This window comes from Afifella sp. IM 167 (assembly GCF_020144925.1).
Lineage (GTDB): Bacteria > Pseudomonadota > Alphaproteobacteria > Rhizobiales > Afifellaceae > Afifella.
Window position 1 is genome coordinate 19,096 of sequence record NZ_NSLC01000015.1, and the last position, 24,068, is coordinate 43,163.

Below are 24,068 nucleotides of genomic sequence, written 5' to 3' on the forward strand. Positions count from 1 at the left end.
GGGGCCTTCCTAGGCTTCGGCCAAAACACATCTGTGAAAGTTAGATGACAGTTGGATGACAGAAGCGGTCACGATTTGCCTCCCGGCCTGGAGTCATGATCGTACGCTTCGCCGTAAGAGCCTGAAATGCCCCGGCTTGTCGCCGGCCGGCGCCGGGCCCCGAAGTCAGTGAAAATTTCGCGCCTTGACGCTGATGCCGGTGCCCGGACGCAGATCCGGGATGAGAATGTCGCGCGGCTTCAGCCCGAGCGCCTTCGCCTCGCGCGGATCGGGCCCGCCGGGCCCGCCCTTGAAGACGTCGGCGCGGCTCAGCCGGTTCGGGAAGGGCCCGTCATGGTCGCCGACCTTCTTCAGGAGATCGGAAAGGTCGGTGAGCCGGTGGGCGACGACATGGATGACCTCGCCCTCGCGCTGCACCCGGCCGCGGCAGGCGAGCATGCCGGCGGCCAGCACGACGCGGCGCTGGCGCTCCAGCAGCGAGGGCCAGACGATGATGTTCGCCTGGCCGGTCTCGTCCTCGATGGTGATGAACATGACGCCCTTGGCGCTGCCCGGCCGCTGGCGCACCAGCACCATGCCGGCAATGTCGATCCAGGCGCCGTCGCGCCAGTTCAGGAGCTCCCGTGCCGGGCGGATGCGCCGGTGCGAGAGCGTCTCGCGCAGGAAGGAGACCGGATGCTGGCGCAGCGTCAGCCCGGTGCTTCGATAATCCTCCACCACCTCGCGCCCGGCGGTCATCTCGGTAAGCCGCATATCAGGCTCGCGGGCCTCCGGGCGGATCTGCGCCTCCCTTTCGTCCGCCGCGGCAAAGAGCGGCAGGGGGCGATCGGCAAGGCCGCGGATTTCCCACAGCGCCTGGCGGCGCGAAAGGCCGAGCGAAGAAAAGGCGTCCGCCTCGGCGAGCCGCTCCAGCGCGGCGGCGGAAAGGCCGGCCCGGCGGTGGAGCTCTTCCACGCTTTGGTAGGGCTGATGGCGGGCCGCCACCAGTGCTGCCCCATCGGCGTTGGCGAGCCCTTTTGCAAGGCGCAGCCCGAGGCGGACGGCGTGCGGGCCGTCCTCCTGTTCTTCCGGACCCTCCTGCTTTTCCAGACCCTCCTGCTTTTCCAGAATGGTGTCCCAGCGGCTGGAATTGACGTCGATCGGCAGCACCGTGACGTCGTGCGCCCTGGCGTCGCGCACCAGCTGCGCCGGAGCGTAGAAGCCCATCGGCTGGCTGTTGAGGATGGCGGCGAGGAAGATGTCGGGGTGGTAGCGCTTCACCCACGAGCTGGCATAGGCGAGGAGCGCGAAGGAGGCGGCGTGGCTTTCGGGAAAGCCGTAGGAGCCGAAGCCCTCGATCATCTTGAAGGCGCGCTCGGCGAATTCCTGCTGGTAGCCGCGCTTCAGCATGCCGGCGATGAACTTCTCCCGGAAGGTGCTGACGCTGCCGGTGAACTTGAAGGTCGCCATGGAGCGGCGCAGCTGGTCGGCCTCGGAGGGGGTGAAGCCGGCGCAATGCACGGCGAGCGCCATCGCCTGCTCCTGGAAGAGCGGCACGCCGAGCGTCTTGCCGAGGACGCGCCGGAATTCCTCGGTCGGGTATTCGGCCCGCTCCCTGCCCTCCCGGCGGCGCAGATAGGGATGCACCATCTCGCCCTGAATCGGCCCCGGCCGCACGATGGCGATCTGGATGGTGAGGTCGTAGAGGTCGCGGGCCCTGAGGCGCGGCGACATGGCCATCTGGGCACGGCTTTCGATCTGGAAGACGCCGGTCGTGTCGGCCTTGCCGATCATGTCGTAGACGGCCGGATCCTCCGCCGGGACGGAGGCGATGTCGTGCTCGATGCCGCGATGTTCCTTCAGAAGGTCGAAGCAGCGCCGGAGGCAGCCGAGCATGCCGAGGCCGAGGACGTCGACCTTCATGAAGCCGAGCTCGTCGATATCGTCCTTGTCCCATTCGATGACCTGCCGGTCCGCCATCGCCGCCGGCTCGATCGGCACCAGGCTGTCGAGCCGGTCCTCCGTCAGGACGAAGCCGCCCGGATGCTGCGACAGGTGGCGCGGAAAGCCGATGAGGGCGCGCGCCAGCCGGAGGGTCAGCCGCAGCCGGTAATCGGCCTCGTTGAGGTTGAGCTCTGCAAGGTGCTTTTCCTCCACCCCGTCGCGGCTCCAGCTCCAGATATGGGAGGAGAGGGTGGCGGTGAGGTCCTCGGTGAGGCCGAGCGCCTTGCCGACTTCGCGGATGGCGCCCTTGGCATGGTAGCGCACCACGGTGGCGCAGAGCGCGGCGCGGTGGCGCCCGTAGGTCTCGTAGATCCACTGGATCACCTCCTCGCGCCTTTCGTGCTCGAAATCGACGTCGATATCGGGGGGCTCGCCCCGGTCGCGCGAGACGAAGCGCTCGAAGAGGAGGTCGTTGCGGTCCGGGTCGATGGAGGTGATGCCGAGGACGAAGCAGACGGCCGAATTGGCGGCGCTGCCGCGCCCCTGGCAGAGGATTTTCTGCGAGCGGGCGAAGCGCACGATGGAATGGACGGTGAGGAAATAGGGGGCGTAGCCGAGCTCGGCGACGAGGGATAATTCGTGGCTGAGCTGGGCCGCCACCTTCTCCGGCACGCCGCCCGGAAAGCGTTCCGCCGCGCCCTCCCAGGTGAGCTTTTCCAGCGCCTGCTGCGGGGAAAGGCCGGGGATCAGGATCTCGGCCGGATACTGGTATTTGAGCTCGCCCAGGGAAAAGCGGCAGGCATCGGCGATCTCGGCGCTGCGCCGGAGCGCCTCCGGATGCGCGTGCAGGAGCCGCGCCATCTCCTGCGGGCTTTTCAGGTGCCGGTCGGCGAAGGCCTCGCGCTTGAAGCCGAGATCGTCGAGCGTCACGCCCTCGCGGATCGCCGTCACCACATCCTGCAGGATGCGCCGCTCCGCGCTGTGATAGAGGACGTCGCCGGTGGCCACGGTGGCAACGCCATGGGCGCGCGCCAGGCCCGCAAGCTCCGCCAGCCGGAGCGCCTCGCCCGGTCGCCTGCGCACGGAAAGCGCCAGCGAGGCGTCCGCCCCGAAGGTCTCCCGCAGCCAGAAAAGCCCTGCGGCGAGCGCCGCATCCGCCGCATCCGGCACGAGGATCGCCATCTGGCCCTCGGCATGATCCTCGACATCCTGGCGCGACAGGGTGCAGCCGCCCTTGCCGGCGCGCGCCTTGCCGATGGAAAGGAGCCGGCAGAGCCTGCCATAGGCGGCGCGCTCGCGCGGATAGAGGAGGAGGGTGGGGCCCTCCTGGAGCGAAATCCGCGTGCCGACGATGAGGCGCACGCCCGTCTCCCTCGCCGCCTCGTGGGCGCGCACGATGCCGGCGAGCGAGGAATGGTCGGTGAGGGCGAGCGCCTCAAGGCCGAGCCTTGCGGCCTCGGCGAAGAGCTCTTCGGGATGCGAGGCGCCCCGCAGGAAGGAATAGTTGGAGACGGCCTGAAGCTCGGCATAGGTCATCGCCGCGCCTCAGCCGAAGAAGCCGTGGAGATACCAGCGGGCGAGCCCGCCGGATCCTGCCTGCCGGAAGAGCCAGAAGCGCGCCCCCGCCTCGTCCTCCACCTGGAAATAGTCGCGCACCAGCGCGATCTCGCTTGCCTCGCGCCACCATTCGCCGAAGATGCGCTCCGGCCCGTCGGCACGGCGGACCCGGTGGCGGCGCCCCTTCCAGATGAAGAAGGCGGGCGGGTAATCGGGTAATAGCGCCGTCACCTCGACTGGCTCGGGATGGGCAAGCAGGCGCGCCGGCCGCGGCCATTCCTTCGGCCGCGTGCCGGCCCTGGCCATGGCCCGGGCACGCGCCATGGCCGGCACGCGCCTGACCGCCCGCTCGGGAAAATCGCTCTCCACAGGCGCGGTGCGGAAGATATGCGCCCCGCCGAGCCGGCTCGACAGCCGGTCGACGAGTTCGGAAAGGTCCGGCTCCTCCTGTCTGCCGGCGAGGGAGGAGGCGATCTGGTCCGGGCGGAGCGGCGCCGTGGCGGAGGCGAGGAGGCGTGCATTTTCCACCCCGAGCCCGCAATCGAGCTCGCCGAGCCGCTCGATCAGAAGCCGCGCCATATGCGCCGGCTTGCGGCTCGGCCGGGCGAGCCGCACGGAGAGGAAGGCGGTGCTGCGGTCGAGCCGGGCCAGGAGGAGGTCGAGCCGCCGCGCCCCTTCCTGGCGGGCGGCGAGCAGGCCGCAGAGTTCCTCGCACAGCCTTTCCACCGCGCCCGAAAGCGCCTCGGCGGCCGCCACCGGCTCCAGGAAGGAGAGTTTCGTTTCGATCCTTTCGCTGTGGGCGAGCGGCACGAAGGGCTCGGCGGCGCGCCCGAGCGCCTGGTCGAGCCGCTCAAGGACCTCGCGGCCGAAGCGGCGGGAAAGCGGCGCGCGCGGCGCCTCCAGAAGGTCGCCGATGGTCTCAAAGCCCAGCCGGCGGAGCGCCTCGCCGCGCTCTTCGGCCAGCCGCAGCGCGGCCACGGGCAGGGGGGCGAGGCGCTCCGCCAGCGGAACATCCGCCGGCACCAGCGCGGCGCGGCTTTCGCCGTAGCGGGCGAGCGCATGGGCGGCGCCGAGGCTGCCGGCGAGCGCGGCGCGCGCCGTCAGCCCCATGCGGGCAAGGCGGGCAAGGAGGTCGGCGAGAAGCTTTTCCTCCCCGCCGAACAGATGCGCGCAGCCGGAGATGTCGAGGACGAGCCCGTCCGGCGGCTCGGCGGCCACGAGCGGGCTGTAGCGCGCGCACCAGAAGGCGAGCCTTTCCAGCGCCCGTGCCTCCGCCTGCGGCATGCTCTCCTTGAGGAGGAGGCCGGGCAGCATCGCCTGCGCCCGGCTCGCCGGCATGCCGGGATAGACGCCCTGGCGCCGCGCGCAAAGGTCGAGCGCCACGACGAGGCGCTGCGAGCCGATCCGCGCCGTCAGCGCCAGCGGGCGCTCAGGCGGCAGATCGCGCGCGATCCGGCGCAGCCTCTCCGCGGGGAAGAAGGGCAGAAACACCGAGATGGCCCGCTGCATCGGCGGCCTCCGTGACGAACAGGGCCGGGTCGGCGCCCCGGCAACGCAACAATTCCACCCGCCAGCTTCCCCGCCCGATGCCGGCGACCGGCGAGGCGGAGACGCCGGCAAGGCCAGAGACGGCGGGCAGAGAGAGGACGGGCAGAGACAGGGCGGGGGCGGAGGAGGGCAGCGGCGTGATCCGCCAGCGCGTCATGGCCGCATTGGGCTCGCCGCCCTCCGCTCCGCGCCGGAAGGGCCGGGAAAGGGCGAGCGCCGTGACGCCGGAGGCCTCGGCGGCAAGCTGCAGCCGGCGCGAGGCCGTCAGCCCGAGCCGCCCCGTCTCGCCGACGACGGCGGCGAGCCCCGCATGCTTGAGGCCCTCCTCCATGGCGACGGGCACGTCGCGCGCATGCCAGGTCTCCGCATAGATCACCCGCTCGGGATCGAGCCCGGCGGCGGCAAGGCTCGGCGCAAACAGGTCGCGCGCCGAAAGGCACCACAGAACCGGCCCCTCGAGCCGGGCGAGGATGGCGGCGACGAAGAGCGTCGCGGCGGCGATCTCCCCCGCCCCGCCGGCGAAATTTTTCGTGGCGGGGCGCGCCCCGCCTTCATCCGGGAAAAGCCCGGCGGGCCCGCCGGAAAATTCGTGCAGCGCGCCGAGGCGCAGCCCCCCGTCGGGCAGATGCGCGTCGAGCGCCTTTGCCCCGAAGGCGAGGCAATGGCGGCTTTCCGCCGCGCCTTCCAGCGCGCCGATCTCCTGGCGCAGGCGGGAAAGGATGCCGGCGCGCCAGCCGGTCTCGGCTTTCGTTCGGGTCTCGGCCATGGGAATATGTTCTCACTTTGTTCCGATTGATTCCCGAGGCCGGGACGAGAGTCAAGCGGCCAGCTTCAGGGGGGAGGAGGAGCCGCCCTCGGTGGGTTGTGGAATGGGGAATAGGGGATGGCAGTCCCTTGGAAGGCGCTGCGTCGAGAGCACTATTTCTCGGGTCTTGTCGGCTTCTGGCCGATCAGGGACTGGCAGGTTTCGGGATGCAAGTCGCCAAAGCGGACATCGAGCAGATGTCGCATTTGGAGCAATTGCCGAGTCGCGCTTGCGGAGCTTTGGGAGCGTTACTGGCTCACGGATTGAATCATCAACCGCCATCTTGACAAAGACGACTTCAGAAACCGTTGTTCCCGGATCTGCTTTGACGTGCTGTCTTCGCCAGACAGATGCCTGCAATCAGTTTGCCGTCGTCGGGTCGATGATCGCGGAAATCGGCGTGATCCTACTGGCGGGAAAGCCGCTCAGCTTGGCATGATCGTGGATCGCCGCTTCGTTTTCGGCGAGGTAGACGCAGAAGGTCTTATCGCCCGCGACGTAGGAATGCTCCCACTGAATGCGCGGCGCCAGTTCGGCAAGCGCGGTGTTCGAAGTCTTCGAAGCGCCGCGAAGCTGGTCGCGATCGAAGCTTCCCACGGAAGGTATGTCGCGTTCGATGACGTAGCGTTTCATGGCATTTTTCCCTTTTGTTGCAGTCATGGAAATTTCGGTTAAAGGCGCTCGCCGGCTAGTCCAGGCGCGAAACGAAGCGCCCGAAGGGATTGAGCGCTCTTCGTTCATCACTTGAACTTGAAGCACGGCCAGCCAGTCACTTCTTTCAAGTAGAAAATAGATTGAAAATTGGAGCTGAAGAAGCCAACAATATTTTCCAATCTTTAATCTGAGCTATCAAATGATCGCGATTGACTGGCATCGCCTTCCCTCCCTCTCCACGCTTAGGGCGTTCGAGGCGACCGCGCGCCTTCAGGGCTATTCTGCCGCCGCGCGCGCGCTTAACGTCACACCCGCCGCCATCGCGCAGCAAGTCCGCAAACTCGAAAGGGAGATCGGCGCCAGCCTCGTGCGCCGCGAAGGCCGCGGACTGGTGCTCACGGCTGCCGGAAGACAGTTGTCGGGCACGTTGCGGGAGGCGTTCGCGCTGATTGCGGGCGGCATCGACGACATGCGCCATCAGCAGGCGGCACGCGGCGTCCGTGTCTCAACCACGCAGTTCTTTGTCGATGCGGTGATCCTGCCAAACCTGGGCGACTTCTGGAGCCGGCACCCGGGCGTGCAGGTGACGTTCTCGCCCGACGGCAACAGGCAGCCGGTCGACCTTGAGCATTTCGACATCTGCGTGCGCGCGGGCCAGGGCGCCGACGCATGGCCCGGTCACGCGACACGGCCACTTCTCGATTCGCCGTTCGTCGTGTGCGCCGCGCCCGGCCTGATCGAGTCGGCCGGCCACGAACTGTCGTCATTGCCCTGGCTCCACGACCCGAACATCGATGACGTCTTCCAGGCTTTCTACCGGCAGTCAGGCCTCGATCCCGCCGCCCTGAAGATCGTCGACACCGGCAGTCCGCATCTCGAACTGGAAGCGGCCGTGGCGGGTTACGGGCTCTCGATCAGCACGGAGGTGATCATTCGGCCGCACCTGGCGGATGGCAGGCTGATCATCGTCGACTCGCCCCTGGACGTGACCTCGACCTATTATGCGATCACCGGTAAGGGCGTGCTGTCCGACCAGGTGCAGCAGTTCCTCGACTGGTTGGCTGATCTTTGCGTCAAGTACTCCGACGTCTCGGAGTGCCCCGGCCCGCATGCCGGATCGCCCGATCGGTGATCTTGACCAAATATCGCTTCCACGGTTGTGAATGCAGCCACGTTGATGGCTGGGATGGCTGGTGGGCCGAGGTCGGCGTAGCCACAATCCAGCGAATTACCGCAATTGGCACTTTTTTCGCATGCATATGAGGTCGCCGTCGAGACAGGTCGATTCGTAGGAAACGTCCGGTTTCAGGATTTTCTGGATCGCCCCGGAACGGCTGAGAAGGGCGCCTTCCCGCCGGCACCCCTCACCTCCCCATAAAAAAGCCGCGCGTTACCGCGCGGCCCTGGCTTTCGGCTCAGCTCCCGGGGTTCGGCCCCCGGAGCCGAGCCTTCAAAGTGAGCTGTCGCGGCTCAGCCGGCGCGGCTTAAAGGCCGAGCCATGTGTCGACGACGTCCCGATGCGCGCCGATCCATTCCTTGGCGAGCTCGTTCTCGTCGCGGCCCTCGACCACGATCTGATAGGTCCAGTCGGCGACCATCTCGTTGGTCGGGCTGTAGTTCTTGAACAGCGTCACGAGCTCCGGCGCGCGCTCTTCCAGCGATTTGGAATAGGCAAGGTGAATGTCGGCCGGCTTCCAGGCGGTGGCGACGCTCGACTTCTCGTACCAATCGGGGTCCTCGTCCGGCTGCACCATGTGCCATTTCTCGGCGTCGTAGGCCGGCTCCTTGAGCATGACGAGGTCGTATTGCGAGAAGATCTGGTGCGGCGTGTAGCAATAGAAGACGTATGGCTCGCCCTTGCGCTCCTTCTCGTCGATGCGCGCATAGGCGAGCGCCTCGTCGATCGTCTCCGGCTCGTAGAGATCGGCGAGCCCGTATTCGCGCAGCTTGACCTTCTCGACATTGGCGGAGGCCCAGCCGGTCGCCCCGACCCAGAACTCGCCCTTGCCGTCGCCGTCTGAATCGAACTTTTTGGCGATGTCCGGATCGGCGAGGTCCTGAATGGACTGGAGGCCGAGCTTTTCCGCCGTCGCCTTGGTCACGCAGTCGCCCTGCTCGCCCTCGAACATCGTCTCGCCGAGGACGACGCTGTCGGAATATTCGTCGACCAGGCCCTGGATGTTCGGCAGCCAGACTTCCGGATGCACGTCCATGTCGCCCTTGCCGGAGGCCATGGCGGCGAAGATCACCGGGTTGGTGCCCGGCGTCAGCGTCACCCTGGCGCCGAATTCCTGCTCGGCGAGCGCCTTGAGGATGGCCGAGCCCGCCTTGGCCGAGGGCCAGCTCGGCACGCCGATGGTGATGTCGGCCGCCTGGGCGGTGCCGGCGGCGAGAAGGGTTCCGGCGACGACGCCGGAAAGCAGGATGGATTTCATCTTTGTCTCCCTGTTGATCGAAAACGGCCGGCCGCTCGGGCCGGCGGTTCAGTTTTGGGTCAGGCCGAGGCCGGCGCGGAGCGGCCGGCGACGATCCGGTCGAGCGCCATGGCGCAGAAGAGGATGGCGAGACCCGCCAGCATCCCCTGTCCCTCGGCGGCGTATTGCAGGGCCTCCAGCACGTCCTCGCCGAGGCCCTTGGCGCCGATCAGCGAGGCGATGACGACCATCGACAGGCACATCAGGATGGTCTGGTTCACCCCGGTCTTGATCGACGGCATGGCGAGCGGCAGTTCCACCTTCCACAGCCGGAAGCGGCGCGTGGCGCCGAAGGCGGCGGCCGCCTCCGTGACGTTGCCCGGCACGCCCTTCATGCCGAGCGCGGTGAGGCGGATGACCGGCGGCATGCCGAAGACCAGCGTCGCCAGGATGCCCGGCGGCTTGCCGGTGCCGAAGAAGGCGATCACCGGGATGAGATAGACGAAGGCCGGCATGGTCTGCATGAAGTCGAGCACCGGCCGCGCCGCGGCATAGGCTTTTTCCGACTTGGAGAACCAGATGCCGGCCGGCACCCCGATGGCGACGCAGATGACGGCCGCCGCGCCGAGCAGCGCCACCGTCGCCATCGATTTTTCCCAGAAGCCGAAGAGCGCCAGATAGGCCATCGCCGCGGCGGTGAAGATGGCGACGCGCGCCCCGGCGAGCAGCCAGGCGATGGCGCAGATCGCCACCATGACCACCGGCCAGGGCGTCGCCACCAGCATCAGCTCCAGCGCGTCGAGCAGCGTGCGGATGGCGAAGGTGATGGAATCGAACACCCCCTCGCCGGCGATCGCCAGCCAGTCGAAGGCGCCGTCGATCGCCCGCGCCGCGCCGATCCTGAGGCCGCTATCGGCCGGGAAGGTGGTGAGCCAGGAAGGCGGCTCGGCGGCCGAGAAGCGGTAGATGGTGAGGGGATAGATGAAGAGGACGAGCGCGCCGGCGATGGCCGCGCCGGTCCAGGAAAGGCCGGCATGGATCGAGCGCTCCGAGCGCCAGCGCGTGAAGCGCTTCTCCAGCGCCCGGTCGCCGTAAAAGCCCTCCGCCAGCTTGACCAGAAGGAAGATGACGAGGCCGGTGATGGCGACCTGCATCGACTGGGCGCTGAGCGCGTCGGCCTCCGCCTGGGCGGCGGCCGCGACATTGCGCAGCCGCTCGGCGCTTTCCGCCAGCCGCTGGGCGTTGTCGGCACCTGAAGCCAGCGCCTCGGCCGCCCTTTCGGCGCGCGCATCGGCCCGCGCGATGAGTGAGGCGGCGCGCCCGGCCGCGTCGGAGCCGAGGTCGCCGAGATAGCCGCGGCCGATCTGCACCAGCCCGATCAGCTCGGCGATGACGAAGCCCCAGAAGAGTGGCCAGAGCGAGCGCGCCCCCGCCCAGACGGGACCGAAGAGTGCCGCAGCCGGGTTGAAGACGCCCCAACGGCCCTCGCCGATCCGCCGGAAGGCCGGCACGTAATGGTCCGCCCCGCTGGCGACGAATTCGCCGATCAGCGCGTCCTGCGCCTTGCGCGAGGAGCCGGCGCCGACCTCGAAGGCGGCCGTGGCGGCCTGCGTGTCGGTCTCCACCGGCGCTTCCTTGCCGCCCTGCACGCCGCGCAAAAGGTCGGTCTGGGTGACGAGGCCGACATCCCTGCCCGCCTCGTCGACGATGATGATGTCTTCCTTGCGCGCCAGGACGAGGTCGACGAGGTGGTCGAGATCGGCGCTGAGCGGGGCGCGCGGCATGGCGGAGAAATCGACGGCCGCCCCGGCCGGCGCCGGCAGCGGGCGCATGATCTTGGCCGCATGGACGAGCTTCAGCCGCGAGATGCCGGAGACGAAATCGGCGACGTAATCGTCCGCCGGCTCCGTCACGATCTCCTCCGGCGTGCCGATCTGGACGATGCGCCCGTCCTTCATGATGGCGATGCGGTCGCCGATGCGGATCGCCTCGTCGAGATCGTGGGTGATGAAGACGGTGGTCTTGTGGAGCTCCTTGGAGAGCGCCATGAACTCGGCCTGCAGCTGCCGGCGGATGAGCGGATCGAGCGCCGAGAAGGGCTCGTCCATCAACAGGATCTCCGGATCGGCGGCGAGGGCGCGCGCCAGGCCGACGCGCTGCTGCATGCCGCCGGAAAGTTCGTGCGCGAAACTGTCGCCCCAGTCGCCGAGATCGACGAGGTCGAGGCAGCGCTCCGCCTGGTCGAACCGGTCGAGCTTGGGCACGCTCTGCACTTCCAGCGGCAGGCCGACATTGTCGCGCACCGTGCGGTGCGGCAGGAGGCCGAAATTCTGGAACACCATGCCGATCTTCTCGGCCCGGAGGCGACGCAGCGCATCGGCGTTCATCGCCATGACGTCCTCGCCATGCACGGTGATCGTGCCGGCGGTGGGCTCCAGAAGGCGGTTGATGTGCCGCACCAGGGTAGATTTTCCCGAGCCCGAAAGCCCCATCACACAGAAAATCTCGCCCCTGGCGACCTCGAAACTGGCATCGGCCACGCCGACGACGCAGCCGAACCGCTCCTGGACTTCGGATTTGTCAAGATTTTCCGCCTCGATGGCGGTCATCGCTTCCTGCGAACGGCTTCCGAACACCTTCCAGACGTTCGAAAGCACGATAGCAGGTGCGGCCTGCAGACCGTTCCCATCCATCGAATTACCCACACTAGATGCGGGCTATCCTTGAGGGCGTGGCGGAGGTTGTCAACGCGCCCCTTCCTCGCCCCTGCGCGAATGGTCTTTCGGTCCCATCGGCGGCCGCCGATCCGCTAGGTTTCGGAGCGGGGAAAGCGCGCATTCACCTCCAGCACGTTGAGGTCCATGTGGTTGCGCATGTAGCGTTCGGAGGCGAGCCGCAGCGGCTGGTAGTCCCACGGATAGTAGCCGCCCTGGCGCAGCGCCTCGTAGACGAGGTGGCGCCGCTTCTGGCTTTCCATCACCTCGGCCGTGAAGGCCTCCATGTCCCAGCGCCGCGCCGCTTCGTCCGCGAACCGGGCCTCGATGTCCGCATGCTCCGGCCGGCCGGCGAGGTTGTCGGTTTCCCGCGGATCGGCGGCGAGATCGAAGAGCTGCGGCGGATCGGCCGGACAGGCGACGTATTTGCAGGCGCCCTGCCGCAGCATCACCAGCGGCGCGACGGAGCCTTCGGCGGCGTATTCGCCGGCGACGAAGCGCTCCGCGGGCCCTGAGGCCGCGCCGGTGGCGAGAAGGTCGGTGCCGTCGACCTCCCAGCCCGCGAACCCGGCCCCACCCAGGCCTGCGAGGGTCGGCGCCACGTCGAGAAGGCTGGTCGGGGCGTCGATGGCGCGGCCGTCGCTTCCGGGAAGCTTGAGAAGCAGGGGCACGCGGGCGCTGCCTTCGAAGAAGCTCATCTTGAACCAGAGCCCGCGCTCGCCGAGCATGTCGCCGTGGTCGGAGGTGAAGACGACGGCCGTGTTGTCGTCGAAGCGGCAATCCTTCAACACGTCGAGGATCGAGCCGATCTGCGCGTCGAGATAGCTGATGGCGGCGAAATAGGCGTGCCGCGCGCGCCGCACATGCGCTTCGGTGATGTCGAAGCGCTCGTGGTCGCACGAGCGCAGGAGGCGCTGCGAATGCGGGTCGAGATCCTCAAAGGCGATCTTGACCTCGGGCATCGGGATATCCTCGTCCCGGTAGAGATCGAAGAAGCGCCGGCGGGCGAAGTAGGGATCGTGCGGATGGGTGAAGCTGACGGTCAGGCAGAAGGGCCGGCCGGCCGCCGTGCCGTCACCGTCCCGGGCGAAATCGTAGAGCCTCTGGCGGGCGAAATGGGCGACCTCGTCGTCGAATTCCAGCTGGTTGGTGATCTCCGCGACGCCCGCCTCCGTGACCGATGAAAGGTTGTGGTACCACCAGTCGATGCGCTCGTTCGGCCGCGTCCAGTCCGGCGTCCAGCCGAAATCGGCGGGGTAGACGTCGGTCGTCAGGCGTTCCTCGAAACCGTGCAGCTGGTCCGGACCGACGAAATGCATCTTGCCCGACAGACAGGTGCGGTAGCCGGCGCGGCGCAGCAGATGCGCGAAGGTCGGCAGCGAGGAGGGAAACTCCGCCGCGTTGTCGTAGACGCCGGTGCGCGAGGGCAGGCAGCCGCTCATGAAGGCCGCCCGCGCCGGCGCGCAGAGCGGGCTGGCGGTGTAATTGGCGTTGAAGCGAAGCGAGGCGGCGGCGAGCTCGGCCAGATGCGGCACCTTCAGGAAGGGCGCCGGCCCGTCCGGAAAGAGGGTGCCGTTGAGCTGGTCGACCATGATGACGAGGATGTTCATGCGGGCCATTGCGGTGTCTCCACGCTGTCGCGAAAGGTCTTTGCCGCCTTGTCGCCGGCCGGGGCCCGGCCCCGCCTTCCTGCCGTGAAGCACCGCGCGCGTCCGGTCAATGGCGGCAACCCGGCCGAAATCGCCCCTCGGGCGGCGCGAAGCCCGCCTCAACCATGGCGCGCCTTCGGCCGGCCACGCCCCTACTCAGGGCGCGCGCCGCTTACGAGCGTGCCGCGCCCTCCTGCTCGGCGCCCTTCGGCGCCGGATCCTCGCCCCGGGACTCCTGGCCGCGATCGGCGACGACGCGATTGCGGCCGAGCTGCTTGGCCTCGTAGAGGCGCGCATCGGCATGGCGCACGAAGTCGCTCGGCGTGACTTCGCGCGTCGGCACGGCGGCGTAGGCCCCGACGCTGATCGTCAGGTGCCATGTCTGCTCGCCGCTGCGGAATGGCTCCTCCTCCACCATCCGGCGGAGTGCCTCGAGGCGCGCGAAGAACTTTTCGCTCGAGCCGCCGAAGGTGACGATGATAAATTCCTCCCCGCCGTAGCGCCCGAGGATGTCGCCGTCGCGCGCGAAGGCGCTGCGCGCCAGCTCGGCGATGTGGCGCAGGCACTGATCGCCGAAGACATGGCCCATCGCATCGTTGACGCGCTTGAAGTGATCGACGTCGATCATCGCCACGGAGAACAGCCAGCCGTTGCGCTGGCACAAGCCGAACTCTTCGGTGATCCGCGCATCGAGATAGCGGCGGTTGTAAAGGCTCGTCAGCGCATCGGTGATGGAGACGTCCTGGAGCTTCTGGTTGGCGCTCTCCAGGGCGGCGTTGAGGCGCCGCAGCTTGCGGTTCCAGTAGATGACGAGAACGAGGATGAGCAGCGCCACGCCGCCGAGCAGGAGAAGGCGGGTATAGTCGACCTGCTGGTCGATGCGCACCAGCATCTGCCGGCTCAGCATCGTCTGCACCTCCTGGTCGTCGAGCTCGCCGACGAGCTTGGAAAAGATCACGGCGAGCTGCGGCTCGTCGGAGCGCGTCGCGATCGAGGCCCGCCAGTCCTCGGAGATGCGGCCGGCGATCTTGACGTCGTAGAGGCGCTTGGAGGCGAGCAGGTAGCCAAGGCTCGGCAGCGTGCCGAGCGCGGCGTCGAGTTCGCCCTTGCGCACCTCGTCGAGCGCCTCGGCCTCGCTCGCCACCTCCACGAGGACGACATCCGGATAGCGCTCGGCGAGGACGCGCAGCGGGCTTTCGCCCGGCGCCACACCGACCCGCTTGCCGGCAAGCTCGTTCATCCGCCCGACGATCGGCGCCTCCAGGGAACTCGCCACCGCCATCGGCAGGACGAGATAGGGCAGGGTGAAGGTCCAGCGTGCGTCGAGATCCGTGCTGTCGGTGACGAAGGGCAGGACGTCGCATTCATAGTCCTGCGCCTTCTGCAGGCCGCGGCTCCAGATCGGCACGGGCACGACCTGCCAGGAAAAGCCGCCCCGCTCGGCGAGCCGCTCCATCACGTCGGCCGCCACGCCGGTGAAGGTGCCCTCCTCGTCGACCGACGTATAGGGCGGCGTCAGCGGATCGACGCAGACCTTGAGCACGCCCTTCTCCTCCAGAAAGGCGCGCTCTTCGCTCGTCAGGATCGGTCGCTTCTGGCGCATGCCGGCGACGGCAGGCCCCAGCCAGCGCCTCTCCAGCTCGTTCCACCGCGACGTCGGCATCGCGCTCATGGCGCGGTCGATGATGCTGCGGGCGTAGGGATAGCGCGGCGAGACGCCGAATCTCAGATCCTCCCGCTCCACCCCGTCCATCAGGAATTCGCCGCCGATCTGGATATTGATGAGGCCGAGATGGCGGATGACGGCGTTGCCGTTGGAAAGGGCCAGGATGGCCGCGTCCACCTCCCCGTCGGCGAGCGCCTGGAGGATCTCCTCCTGGGTGGGGTAGGTCCGCACGTCCTGGAGGCGGGCCTTCAGCGCCTCGGCATAATAGATGCCCCGGCCGATGCCGACCGTGCGGTTTTCCAGAGACTTCAGGCCCCGGTACGGGCCGAAGCCGGAGCGCACGAACACCGCATTCGGGATCCGGTTGTATTCGCGCGAGAAGAGGGTGAATTCCTCGCGCTCCTCGGTGCGGGAGATGTTGCTGATGATGTCGATCTCGCCGGCGCGGAACGCGGCAAGGAGGTTCGACCAGTTGTCATAGACGGGGATCATGGAGAGCCCCGTGGCGGCGGAGATCCCGTGTGCGAGGTCGACGGCAAAACCCTGGCCCTTGCCGTCTTCCAGGAAGCTGAACGGCTCGTAGTCGCTGATGAAGCCGACCTTGAGCGGTGGTGCATTGGCGACGAAGGCCTGCTCTTCCGGCAAGAGGCGCAGGGGCCCGGTCGAAAGCTCCCGGCCGCTCCGGTAGCTGAGCCAGCGCTCGGTGATCGCGGCAAGCTCGTCGGTCGGCAGGGCGGCCACGGCCTTGGAGAGGATCGTGTGCAGCATCTGCCGGTCCGGGTTGCCGCTCTCCTTGAGGACGCCGAGGCGAAAATCCTCAAGCGACACCCCGGTCAACGGGACCGGGCCGATGGAGCTGACGTTGGTGAAGCCGTTCTCGCGGGCAAAGAAGTTGCCCGTCATCTCGGCGGCGATCACCGCGTCGACCCAGCCGAAGGCGAGGGCCGCCATCAGGTCGCGGTAGGTGTCGTATTCGACCGGCTCGATGCCTGCCTCGCGCAGTGCCCCGGCGTAATAGATGTCCTTGATGACGCCGATGCGCGCCTGCGCGAGGCCGCTCACGTCGATGGGCAGGGCCAGAGGGTGGTCGACGTTCTGGAAGACCACGGTGCGGCGCTGGTGGTAGGCATCGGTAAAGGCGATGAAGGGCTGGCGGGCCTCCGTCAGCGAAATGTCCGCGATGACGTCGAGCCGGCCATCGCGGAACGTGCCGTAGATCTCCGGCCAGGTGCCCATGCGGGGCACGAAGGAGAGGCCGGAGCCTGCCGCGATGCGCTCGAGCACATCGAGCGTCCAGCCCATCATGCTGCCATTGCGGAAGAACGAATACGGCTCGTTATCCGCCACGACGCCGACGGTGACCTTGGGATGGTCGGCGATCCAGGCGCGCTCGGCCTCGGTGAACTGGGCAGCAAGACCCGGGCCGCTGCCGGCGAGGAGGGAAAAAAGAATCACGACCACGCCGAGCCAGGCCCGGCTGCTTTTCAAAATGCACTGCGTCAAACCGCGTCCCGATCCTTCCCCGCTCTCGCTCTGTCGCGTCCTGCCCGAGGAAGGCCGATCGCCTGCCTGCAAGGTGCCGTTCCCGTCAACGCGCGGCTGGAGTCTCTGTGTCCGACATAGAGCGCCGCGCGCGGCCCGGCCCGCGCGCGGACACGCGCAAGCCTTTCTTCATCATAACCTTTCTTGCACCGCAACGGTCGAAACCGCATGCGCACTTTGCGCGTAGTCGTGGACGATCCGTCAAAAGGTCACATCAGGCGAAGAGGCAAAGTTGCGGCACGACGCATGAAAAATTCCTTGAAGAAGACCGAAGGGCAGATCGAGGCGGAGCGCATGCGCGCCCTGCGCGAGCTCAATCTCATCGATACCGCCCCGAGCGAATCCTTCGACCGCATCACACGCATGGCGAGCCGGCTTTTTGGAGCGCCGATCTCGGCGGTCTCGCTGACCGATGTGGATCGCCAGTGGTTCAAGTCGCGTGTCGGCTGCGGCACCGAGATCCCGCGCGACAAGGCACCCTGCGCGGAGGTCACCCGCTCCTCCGATTTCCTCTTCGTACGCGATCTCGCCGCCGATCCGCGCTTTGCCGGCGGCATTCTTCCCGAAAGCGGCGTGCGCTTTTATGCCGGCGCACCGCTGACGACCAAGGAGGGCTACACGCTCGGCTCCATGTGCGTGCTCGACACCGAGCCGCGCGACTTCAGCGAGGAGGAGGCGAGAAGCCTCGTCGACCTCGCCGCCATGGTCATGGCGCAGATCGAGCTGCAGCATGCGCTGGGTCGGCTGGAGCCCTCCAGCGGCCTGCCCAACCGCGCCCAGTTCTCCGAGGATATCGAGGACCTTGCCCGCGACCATCCGGGCGAAGCGCGCACGGCGGTGATGTTCGACCTCGCCGATGCCGCCGATCTCGCCCAGGCGATGCGGGTCCTCGGCCCGGCCTATCTCGACGAGCTGACGCGCGTTGCCTCCGGCGCGCTGCGGCCGATGCGCGACGAGGGACATGATATCTACCATGTCAGCACCACGCAGTTCGCCGCCATCTTCCCCGAGGAGGAGGAGAAGCGGCTTCGCGAGCGTCTGACCACGCATCTGGGCGCCCTCGCGGAGGCGGCGCGCCATAGCGGGCTTTCCGCCACGCCCGGCATCGCCGTGGGTCTTGCGCCCTTCAGGCTCGGCGAAACCAGTGCCGGTGCCGTGCTGCGCTCGGCCCATCACGCCGCGCAGGACGCGCGCGAGGCGGATGCCGCCTTCGGCCTTTATTCGGCGACTACCGACGAGGCGCACCAGCGCCGCTATGCCCTCCTGGAGGGCCTGCGCGCCGCGTTGCGGGAGGAAGGCCAGTTCAGCCTCGTCTACCAGCCGCGCATCGAACTCGCCTCCGGCACCTGCACCGGGGCCGAGGCGCTGCTGCGCTGGAACCATCCCGAGCTCGGCGCCGTCTCGCCGGGCGAGTTCATCCCGCTCGCCGAGCAGAGCGATCTTGCCCGTCCATTGACCGACTGGGTGCTGGACGCCGCGCTCTCGCAGATGCGGGGCTGGCGCCATGCGGGCCTTGCCGTGCGCGTCTCCGTCAACGTCTCGGCCGCCAATCTGGAGGAGGAGGATTTTGGCCTTCGCCTTGCCGCGGCCCTGGCGCGCCATTCCGTCTCGCCCTCGTGGCTGGAGATCGAGTTTACCGAGAGCGCCCTCATCCGCCATCGTGCCCGCGTCATCGCCAACCTTGCGGAGATCCGCGCGCTCGGCATCGCCTGCGCCATCGACGATTTCGGCACCGGCTATTCCTCGTTCTCCTATCTGCAGGATTTTCCCGCCGACACGATCAAGATCGACCAGGCCTTCATCCGCACGCTCGTGCCGGGCAGCCGGGGCTCCGTCCTCGTCGCCAGCATCGTCGCCATGGCGCGCGATCTCGGCTACCGGGTCGTCGCCGAGGGCGTGGAGACGCAGGAAGTGTGCGACTTCCTCGCCAGCTGCGATTGCGACGAGGCGCAGGGCTATCTGTTCTCCCGGCCCGTGCCCCCGCAGGACTTCGTGCGCTGGCTGGCCGCCGGCGGCGAGGCCGAGCGCAGGATCGCCTGAAGGTTCAACCCTCCCAGAAGGGCTTTTTTGCTTCCCGGCGCCGTTCCGCCTCGCCGATGCCGATATCGGCGAGGCGCTCTGGCGCAAGCTCGCGCAGCTGCCGCCGGGTGCGGGCGCGGCGGAGCCAGAGGCTGAGAAGGCCGGCGAGGGAGCGGCGGCGGCTGGCCCGGCGGACGGCCCCGCGGGCGGCTCGGCGGTCGGCCCCGCGGGCAGCAGGATCGAGAATGGTTTCCATGCCGCCACTCTGCCGGCCCGCGCGGCGCGATGTTTCGGCATGGACCGAAGCATCGCCCGCGCTTTTCTGGCAGGATCGGCGCCATGCAAAAGGTGCTTCGATGACCGCCGCTTCGCCGAAATCGCTGCGCTCGCCGGCGAGCCCGGCCGGGCGGCCATGCTGCATGCGCTCCTTGACGGGCGGGCGCTGACGGCGGGCGAGCTCGCCCGTGTCGCCGGCGTTGCCGCGCCCACGGCGAGCGGCCATCTGGCGAAGATGGAGGAGACGGGCCTGATCGCCGTCGTGGCGCAGGGCCGGCACCGCTATTTCCGCCTGTCCGGACCCGCCGTCGCCCGCATGCTGGAGGCGATCATGGAGGTGGCGAGCAGCGCCCCGCCCGGACCGCGCAAGCTCTCGGTCGGACCGAAGGAGAAGGCGCTCCGCCACGCGCGCACCTGCTACGACCATCTCGCCGGCACGCTCGGCGTCGGCCTCGCCGATGCGCTGACGGCGGCCGGGCATGTCGAGCTGACGGAGGAGGCCGGTATCCTGACGGAGGGCGGCTGTGCCTTCCTGGCCGCCATCGGCCTTAATGTCGAAGCCCTGAAGGCGAGGCGCGCGGCCCGCTCCGGCCGCATCCTCTGCCGCCCCTGCCTCGACTGGAGCGAGCGGCGCTTCCATCTTGCCGGCGCGCTCGGGGCCGAGCTGTGCACCCATTCGCTGCAGGCAGGCTGGATTCGCCGCCTGCCGGGCAGCCGGGCCGTCCTCGTCACCCGCGCCGGCGAGCGCGTCTTTCGGGAGGAATTCGGGCTGAGGGGCATGGTCGAGGAGACGGGCGTGGCGGCGCTCTGAGGAAAAGAACCGGGGCGCCGGATGTCGTCTTCGCTGGCGCCGGAGGAAACCGAACCGGCCTTCCCGCACTTATGCCTTTGCCGCCTAACCTGCACAAAGTGCGGCTGCGGCACCGTGGCGACGACAAGAGGGGAGCGGGCTCTTGGATCCGGTCATTGATTTTCTCAACAATATTCTCTGGGGCTACGTGCTCATTTACGGCCTCCTGGCGGTGGGCATCTATTTCACCATCCGCCTCGGCTTCATCCAGTTCCGGCATTTTTTCGAGTTCTTTCGGGTCGTGCGCGGCTCGCGTTCCTCCGACAAGGCGGGGATCTCGCCGCTTCAGGCGCTCACCGTCTCGCTCGCCTCGCGCGTCGGCACCGGCAATCTGGCGGGCGTCGCGGTGGCGCTCACCCTCGGCGGGCCGGGCGCCATCTTCTGGATGTGGATGGTGGCGCTCGTCGGCATGGCGACGGCCTATGCCGAATCGACGCTCGCCCAGCTCTACAAGGTGCGCAACGAGGACGGCGACTATCGCGGCGGGCCGGCCTTCTATATCGCCCGCGGCCTGCGCCAGCCCTGGCTCGGCGGCCTGTTCTCCCTCTTCCTCATCCTTTCCTTCGGCCTCGTCTTCAACGCCGTGCAGGCGAACTCGATCGCCGACGCGGTGGAGGCGGCCTTCGGGGTCGAGAAGCTGTGGATCGGCATCGCGCTCGCCGCGCTGACCGCCGTCGTCATCTTCGGCGGCATCCGCCAGATCGCCCGCGTCGCCGAGATCGTCGTGCCCTTCATGGCGGTCGCCTATCTCGCCGTGGCGATCTACGTGCTCGTCGTCCATTACGCCGAGCTGCCGGGCGTCTTCGCGCTCATCTTCCGCTCGGCCTTCGGCCTGGAGCCGGCCGCCGGCGGCATCACCGGGGGCATCGCCGCGGCCATGCTGAACGGCGTCAAGCGCGGCCTCTTTTCCAACGAGGCCGGCATGGGCTCGGCCCCCAACATCGCCGCCGTCGCCACGCCAGATCCGCACCATCCCTCCAGCCAGGGCATGGTGCAGGGGCTCGGCGTCTTCATCGACACGCTGCTGATCTGCACCGCGACGGCGCTGATGATCCTCCTGTCGGGCGTCTACACGCCCGGCCAGGAAGTGACCGGCACGGAGCTGACGCAGAACGCGCTTTCCGCCCATATCGGCGGCGCCGGCATCTATTTCGTTGCCGTGGCGATCTTCTTCTTCGCCTTCACCTCCATCATCGGCAATTACTCCTATGCCGAGAACGCGCTGACCTTCCTCGGCCTTGCCGGCAAGCCGGGCCTCGTCGTCATGCGGATCGGCGTCCTTGCCATGGTGATCTGGGGCTCGCTGCAATCGGTGCGCACCGTCTTCAACACGGCCGACGCCTCCATGGGACTGATGGCGACGATCAACCTGATCGCCATCCTCGCCCTCTCCGGCACGGTGACGAAGCTGACGGCCGACTATTTCAAGCAGAAGAAGGAGGGCCGCCAGCCGGTCTTCGACAACGACCATTATCCCGAGCTCGCCGGCAAGATCGACGGCACGATCTGGACCCGCCATGGCGATATCGGCAGGCAGGAAGAAGGGTAGGCGGCTTCTTTTCGCCTTTCGCGAGGCGAGGGCGCGCCGCCTTGATTCGGGCTGGCGGCCTCGCCCGGATGGTGTGCGGCTCGCCGGAGTTCCGCATGCCCACCTGCCAGCCACCCGCGGCGGGAGAGGTTTTCCTTTACAGAACCGGAAATATGGTTATGTTCTCGGCATGGACACGGAACGCACCACCGCCGCGCGGGCCTTGGCGGCTCTCGGCCATGAGGCCCGGCTCGATATATTCCGCCTTTTGGTGCGCGCCGGCGCCGACGGGCTGATCGTCGGCGACATCGCGGGCCATACGGGCCTCGCCGCTTCGACCCTGGCGCATCACCTGCGTGCATTGGTTGCTGCCGGGCTCGTGACCCAGGAAAGGCGCGGCCGCGAGATCGTTTGCCGCGCCGATTATGCGGCAATGGACCGGACGCTGGAATATCTCACCGGCGAATGCTGCATGGGCGTGGAACTGGTGCGGCGCGACGCGGCCTGATTTTTTTGCCCGGAAATAACGTTGTTTCCGGTTTTATGGTTTGAACCCGAGGGAAGGGTACGGCATGAGTGAAGCGGTCCTGGAATGGCGCAACCGCGGCGCGGCCTTCGGGCGGCATGTTGTCTTGCGCGAGCGGGTATGGATCGCCACGGCGCTCATTCTGACGCTGGTTTCGCTGCTCGACCCGGCGCAGGGGCGGGAAAGCTCCCGTTTCGTGCTCGCCGATCTGGCCGAAACCGCGCCTTATCTGCTTCTGGCGATCGCGCTTGCCGCTTATGCGCGGGCGAGCGGGGCCGACGGGCTGATCGCGCGCGCCTTCACCGGCTCGCCGTTGTTGATGATCGCACTCGCGGCCGCCTTCGGCGGACTTTCGCCCTTCTGCTCCTGCGGCGTCATCCCGCTGATCGCCGCGCTTCTCGCCATGGGCGTGCCGCTCTCGGCCGTCATGGCCTTCTGGCTCGCCTCGCCGGTGATCGATCCGTCGATGTTCGTGCTGACGGCCGGGTTGCTCGGCATGGAATTCGCTGTGGCCAAGACGCTGGCCGCGATCGGCATCGGCCTGTTCGGCGGCATCGCGACGCTGATGCTGGAGCGCGCCGGCGCTTTCGAAAACCCCCTGCGCGAGGGCGTCGGCAATGGCGGCTGCGGCGCCGCTTCCGTGCGCACGAGGAAGCCGGCCGTCTGGCGCTTCTGGCGCGAGGAGCCGCGCCGCGCCCTCTTCGCGCACGAGGCGGCGAAGACGAGCCTCTTTCTCCTCAAATGGCTGGCGCTCGCCTTCCTCCTGGAGAGCCTGATGCTCGCTTATGTGCCAGGTGAATGGATCGCCGGCGCCGTCGGGGGCGAGGGCCTTGCCTCCATCGCGATAGCGACGCTCGTCGGCGTGCCGGCCTATCTCAACGGCTATGCGGCGCTGCCGCTCGTCTCCGCCCTGATCGGCCAGGGCATGTCCGAGGGTGCCGGCCTTGCCTTCCTCGTCGCCGGCGGCGTCACCTCGCTACCGGCCGCCATCGCCGTCTTCGCGCTCGCCCGCCCGCCGGTCTTCGCGCTCTATCTCGCCCTTGCCCTGACGGGTTCGCTGGCGTCGGGGCTGATCTTCGAGATGCTGGGTTGACGCCGCGTCCGGGCAGCGGGGCGGAGCCGTTTCCATTGCCGGTGAGGCGCTTTAGGACGGAAGGGCAACCGTTCTGGAGTGAAAAATGGCATCGGAAGGCCAGCTGCCGCTGACCGGAATAAAAGTCCTCGATCTCAGCCATGTGATCGCCGGGCCCTTCGCCACCTACCAGCTGGGGCTTCTCGGCGCCGAGGTGACGCGCGTCGAACGCATCGCCGGCGACGATTTCGTGCGCACCCATGGCGGCACGGCGGCGATGAAGGAGAAAGGCCTCGGCGCGTCGTTCCTCAGCCAGAACGCCTCGAAAAAATCGGTCGCGATCAACCTCAAGGATCCGCGCGGTTCCGAGCTCGTCCTGAAGCTCGCGAAACGCGCCGACATCGTCATGGAGAATTTTAGGCCCGGTGTCGTGGAGCGGCTCGGTGTCGGCTTCGATGCGGTCGCCGCGGTGAACCCGAAGATCGTCTATTGCAGTCTCACCGGCTACGGCCCGACCGGCCCGCTCTCGGGCGCGCCGGCCTACGACCACATCGTGCAGGGCCATTCCGGCATGATGGCGATGACCGGCAGCCCAGAAAGCGGGCCGATGCGCGTCGGCTTTCCGATCGTCGACTATATCGCCGGCCAAAGCGCGGTCATCGCGATCCTTGCCGCCCTCATGCAGCGCGACCGGCATGGCGCGGGGGCGCAGCACCTCACCGTGCCGATGCTGGACAGCCTCGTCTCGCTGATGGGCGCCTATGCCGTCGCCCACGAGACGAGCGGCGTCTTGCGCGGGCTGCAGGGCAACGAGGCGTTTTCGAACAGCCCCTTTTCGGGCCGCTTCGACACGGCGGGCGGCCATATCGTGGTGACGGCCAACACGGTGCCGCAGGCCCGCCGGCTGTGCGAGGCGATCGGAAGGGCCGACCTCGCGGCGCATGTCGACGCCGCCGCGGCGAAGGGCGGCTATGGGGAGGCCGAGACGGAGGAGATCGGCGCAGCGCTACGCGCCGCCTTCGTCTCCGAAAGCGCGGAGGAATGGGAGGCGCGGCTGACGGCGGCGAACGTGCCGGCCGCGGCGGTGCGCACCCTCGCCGAGATCCTGGCGCACCCGCAGATGCGGGAAAACGGCCTGATGCGCAACCTCGCCGTGCCGGAGCTCGGCATGAATGTTCAGGTGCCGGGCCTCCCCTTCCGCTCGGGCGGCTGGGGCGAGGCGGCGCTGGAGCCGGCGCCGACGCTCGGCCGCGACACGGAGGCGGTGCTTGAAGGGGAGGGGCTGACGGAGGCGGAGATCAGGGTGTTGCGGGATGAGGGGGTGG

The 24,068-nt window shown here is 68.1% G+C and carries 16 protein-coding genes and 1 pseudogene; 7 read left to right on the plus strand and 10 right to left on the minus strand.

Annotation, left to right across the window (positions count from 1 at the left end; genetic code table 11):
• Window positions 1–165: 165 nt before the first annotated feature.
• The 4 genes from CLD20_RS19635 to CLD20_RS19650 all read right to left on the minus strand — a co-directional run bounded on the left by CLD20_RS19635 (window position 166) and on the right by CLD20_RS19650 (window position 6,466).
• Window positions 166–3,459, minus strand: coding sequence for an error-prone DNA polymerase (locus CLD20_RS19635; protein WP_224408372.1), 3,294 nt, complete (start codon window positions 3,457–3,459; stop codon window positions 166–168).
• Between the two features lie 9 nt (window positions 3,460–3,468).
• Window positions 3,469–4,989 (minus strand): DUF6504 family protein, encoded by a 1,521-nt coding sequence (locus CLD20_RS19640; RefSeq protein ID WP_224408373.1) that lies wholly within the window; start codon window positions 4,987–4,989, stop codon window positions 3,469–3,471.
• Window positions 4,910–5,794 carry an ImuA family protein gene (locus tag CLD20_RS19645; protein WP_224408374.1) on the minus strand — a complete coding sequence of 295 codons (885 nt, stop codon included), beginning with the start codon at window positions 5,792–5,794 and terminating at the stop codon, window positions 4,910–4,912. Before CLD20_RS19645 ends, CLD20_RS19640 begins: the two co-directional genes overlap by 80 nt.
• Before the next feature lie 399 nt (window positions 5,795–6,193).
• Window positions 6,194–6,466, minus strand: coding sequence for a DUF4242 domain-containing protein (locus tag CLD20_RS19650; protein WP_224408375.1), 273 nt, complete (start codon window positions 6,464–6,466; stop codon window positions 6,194–6,196).
• A gap of 220 nt (window positions 6,467–6,686) precedes the next feature.
• On the opposite strand from CLD20_RS19650, the gene CLD20_RS19655 reads away from it, so the two are divergent.
• Window positions 6,687–7,619: a LysR family transcriptional regulator gene (locus CLD20_RS19655; RefSeq protein WP_224408376.1), complete on the plus strand. Its 933-nt coding sequence runs from the start codon at window positions 6,687–6,689 to the stop codon at window positions 7,617–7,619.
• A 352-nt stretch (window positions 7,620–7,971) separates the two neighbouring features.
• On the opposite strand, the gene CLD20_RS19660 is transcribed toward CLD20_RS19655, so the two are convergent.
• The 5 genes and pseudogenes from CLD20_RS19660 to CLD20_RS19680 all read right to left on the minus strand — a co-directional run bounded on the left by CLD20_RS19660 (window position 7,972) and on the right by CLD20_RS19680 (window position 16,385).
• Window positions 7,972–8,922, minus strand: coding sequence for a glycine betaine ABC transporter substrate-binding protein (locus tag CLD20_RS19660; protein ID WP_224408377.1), 951 nt, complete (start codon window positions 8,920–8,922; stop codon window positions 7,972–7,974).
• Window positions 8,923–8,981: 59 nt separating this feature from the next.
• On the minus strand, window positions 8,982–10,055 hold the full coding sequence (locus tag CLD20_RS20465) for an ABC transporter permease (RefSeq protein WP_370636947.1): 1,074 nt from the start codon (window positions 10,053–10,055) through the stop codon (window positions 8,982–8,984).
• 477 nt (window positions 10,056–10,532) lie between these two features.
• Window positions 10,533–11,594: pseudogene (locus tag CLD20_RS19670) on the minus strand (glycine betaine/L-proline ABC transporter ATP-binding protein); the annotation flags it as partial.
• A 116-nt stretch (window positions 11,595–11,710) separates the two neighbouring features.
• Window positions 11,711–13,234 (minus strand): choline-sulfatase, encoded by a 1,524-nt coding sequence (gene betC / locus CLD20_RS19675; protein WP_224408378.1) that lies wholly within the window; start codon window positions 13,232–13,234, stop codon window positions 11,711–11,713.
• A gap of 202 nt (window positions 13,235–13,436) precedes the next feature.
• On the minus strand, window positions 13,437–16,385 hold the full coding sequence (locus tag CLD20_RS19680; RefSeq protein ID WP_224408379.1) for a transporter substrate-binding domain-containing protein: 2,949 nt from the start codon (window positions 16,383–16,385) through the stop codon (window positions 13,437–13,439).
• A gap of 345 nt (window positions 16,386–16,730) precedes the next feature.
• On the opposite strand from CLD20_RS19680, the gene CLD20_RS19685 reads away from it, so the two are divergent.
• Window positions 16,731–18,512, plus strand: a complete 1,782-nt coding sequence (locus tag CLD20_RS19685; RefSeq protein ID WP_224408380.1) for an EAL domain-containing protein — start codon at window positions 16,731–16,733, stop codon at window positions 18,510–18,512.
• A gap of 4 nt (window positions 18,513–18,516) precedes the next feature.
• On the opposite strand, the gene CLD20_RS19690 is transcribed toward CLD20_RS19685, so the two are convergent.
• Window positions 18,517–18,747, minus strand: a complete 231-nt coding sequence (locus CLD20_RS19690) for a DUF1127 domain-containing protein (protein WP_224408381.1) — start codon at window positions 18,745–18,747, stop codon at window positions 18,517–18,519.
• Window positions 18,748–18,786: 39 nt separating this feature from the next.
• Here CLD20_RS19690 and CLD20_RS19695 point away from each other — a divergent pair, with 39 nt between their 5' ends.
• The 5 genes from CLD20_RS19695 to CLD20_RS19715 form a co-directional block, all read left to right on the plus strand.
• Window positions 18,787–19,578: a helix-turn-helix transcriptional regulator gene (locus CLD20_RS19695; protein ID WP_224408382.1), complete on the plus strand. Its 792-nt coding sequence runs from the start codon at window positions 18,787–18,789 to the stop codon at window positions 19,576–19,578.
• Between the two features lie 142 nt (window positions 19,579–19,720).
• Window positions 19,721–21,166, plus strand: a complete 1,446-nt coding sequence (locus CLD20_RS19700; protein WP_224408383.1) for a sodium:alanine symporter family protein — start codon at window positions 19,721–19,723, stop codon at window positions 21,164–21,166.
• Between the two features lie 169 nt (window positions 21,167–21,335).
• Entirely contained in the window at window positions 21,336–21,653 is a 318-nt protein-coding gene (locus CLD20_RS19705; RefSeq protein ID WP_224408384.1) for a helix-turn-helix transcriptional regulator, read from the plus strand.
• Between the two features lie 64 nt (window positions 21,654–21,717).
• Complete coding sequence (locus CLD20_RS19710; RefSeq protein WP_224408385.1) at window positions 21,718–22,764, plus strand: permease; 1,047 nt, start codon at window positions 21,718–21,720, stop codon at window positions 22,762–22,764.
• Between the two features lie 85 nt (window positions 22,765–22,849).
• On the plus strand, window positions 22,850–24,068 hold a 1,219-nt coding region (locus CLD20_RS19715), incomplete at its 3' end, for a CaiB/BaiF CoA-transferase family protein (protein ID WP_224408386.1).

Excerpts from the sequence above, each read along its gene's own strand:
- CLD20_RS19690 (WP_224408381.1), bottom strand. The coding sequence starts at position 18,747 with ATGGAAACCATTCTCGATCCTGCTGCCCGCGGGGCCGACCGCCGAGCC.
- CLD20_RS19655 (WP_224408376.1), top strand. The coding sequence starts at position 6,687 with ATGATCGCGATTGACTGGCATCGCCTTCCCTCCCTCTCCACGCTTAGG.
- CLD20_RS19660 (WP_224408377.1), bottom strand. The coding sequence starts at position 8,922 with ATGAAATCCATCCTGCTTTCCGGCGTCGTCGCCGGAACCCTTCTCGCC.
- CLD20_RS20465 (WP_370636947.1), bottom strand. The coding sequence starts at position 10,055 with ATGCAGGTCGCCATCACCGGCCTCGTCATCTTCCTTCTGGTCAAGCTG.
- CLD20_RS19650 (WP_224408375.1), bottom strand. The coding sequence starts at position 6,466 with ATGAAACGCTACGTCATCGAACGCGACATACCTTCCGTGGGAAGCTTC.
- CLD20_RS19645 (WP_224408374.1), bottom strand. The coding sequence starts at position 5,794 with ATGGCCGAGACCCGAACGAAAGCCGAGACCGGCTGGCGCGCCGGCATC.
- CLD20_RS19710 (WP_224408385.1), top strand. The coding sequence starts at position 21,718 with ATGAGTGAAGCGGTCCTGGAATGGCGCAACCGCGGCGCGGCCTTCGGG.
- CLD20_RS19695 (WP_224408382.1), top strand. The coding sequence starts at position 18,787 with ATGGACCGAAGCATCGCCCGCGCTTTTCTGGCAGGATCGGCGCCATGC.
- CLD20_RS19705 (WP_224408384.1), top strand. The coding sequence starts at position 21,336 with ATGGACACGGAACGCACCACCGCCGCGCGGGCCTTGGCGGCTCTCGGC.
- betC (WP_224408378.1), bottom strand. The coding sequence starts at position 13,234 with ATGGCCCGCATGAACATCCTCGTCATCATGGTCGACCAGCTCAACGGC.
- CLD20_RS19635 (WP_224408372.1), bottom strand. The coding sequence starts at position 3,459 with ATGACCTATGCCGAGCTTCAGGCCGTCTCCAACTATTCCTTCCTGCGG.
- CLD20_RS19640 (WP_224408373.1), bottom strand. The coding sequence starts at position 4,989 with ATGCAGCGGGCCATCTCGGTGTTTCTGCCCTTCTTCCCCGCGGAGAGG.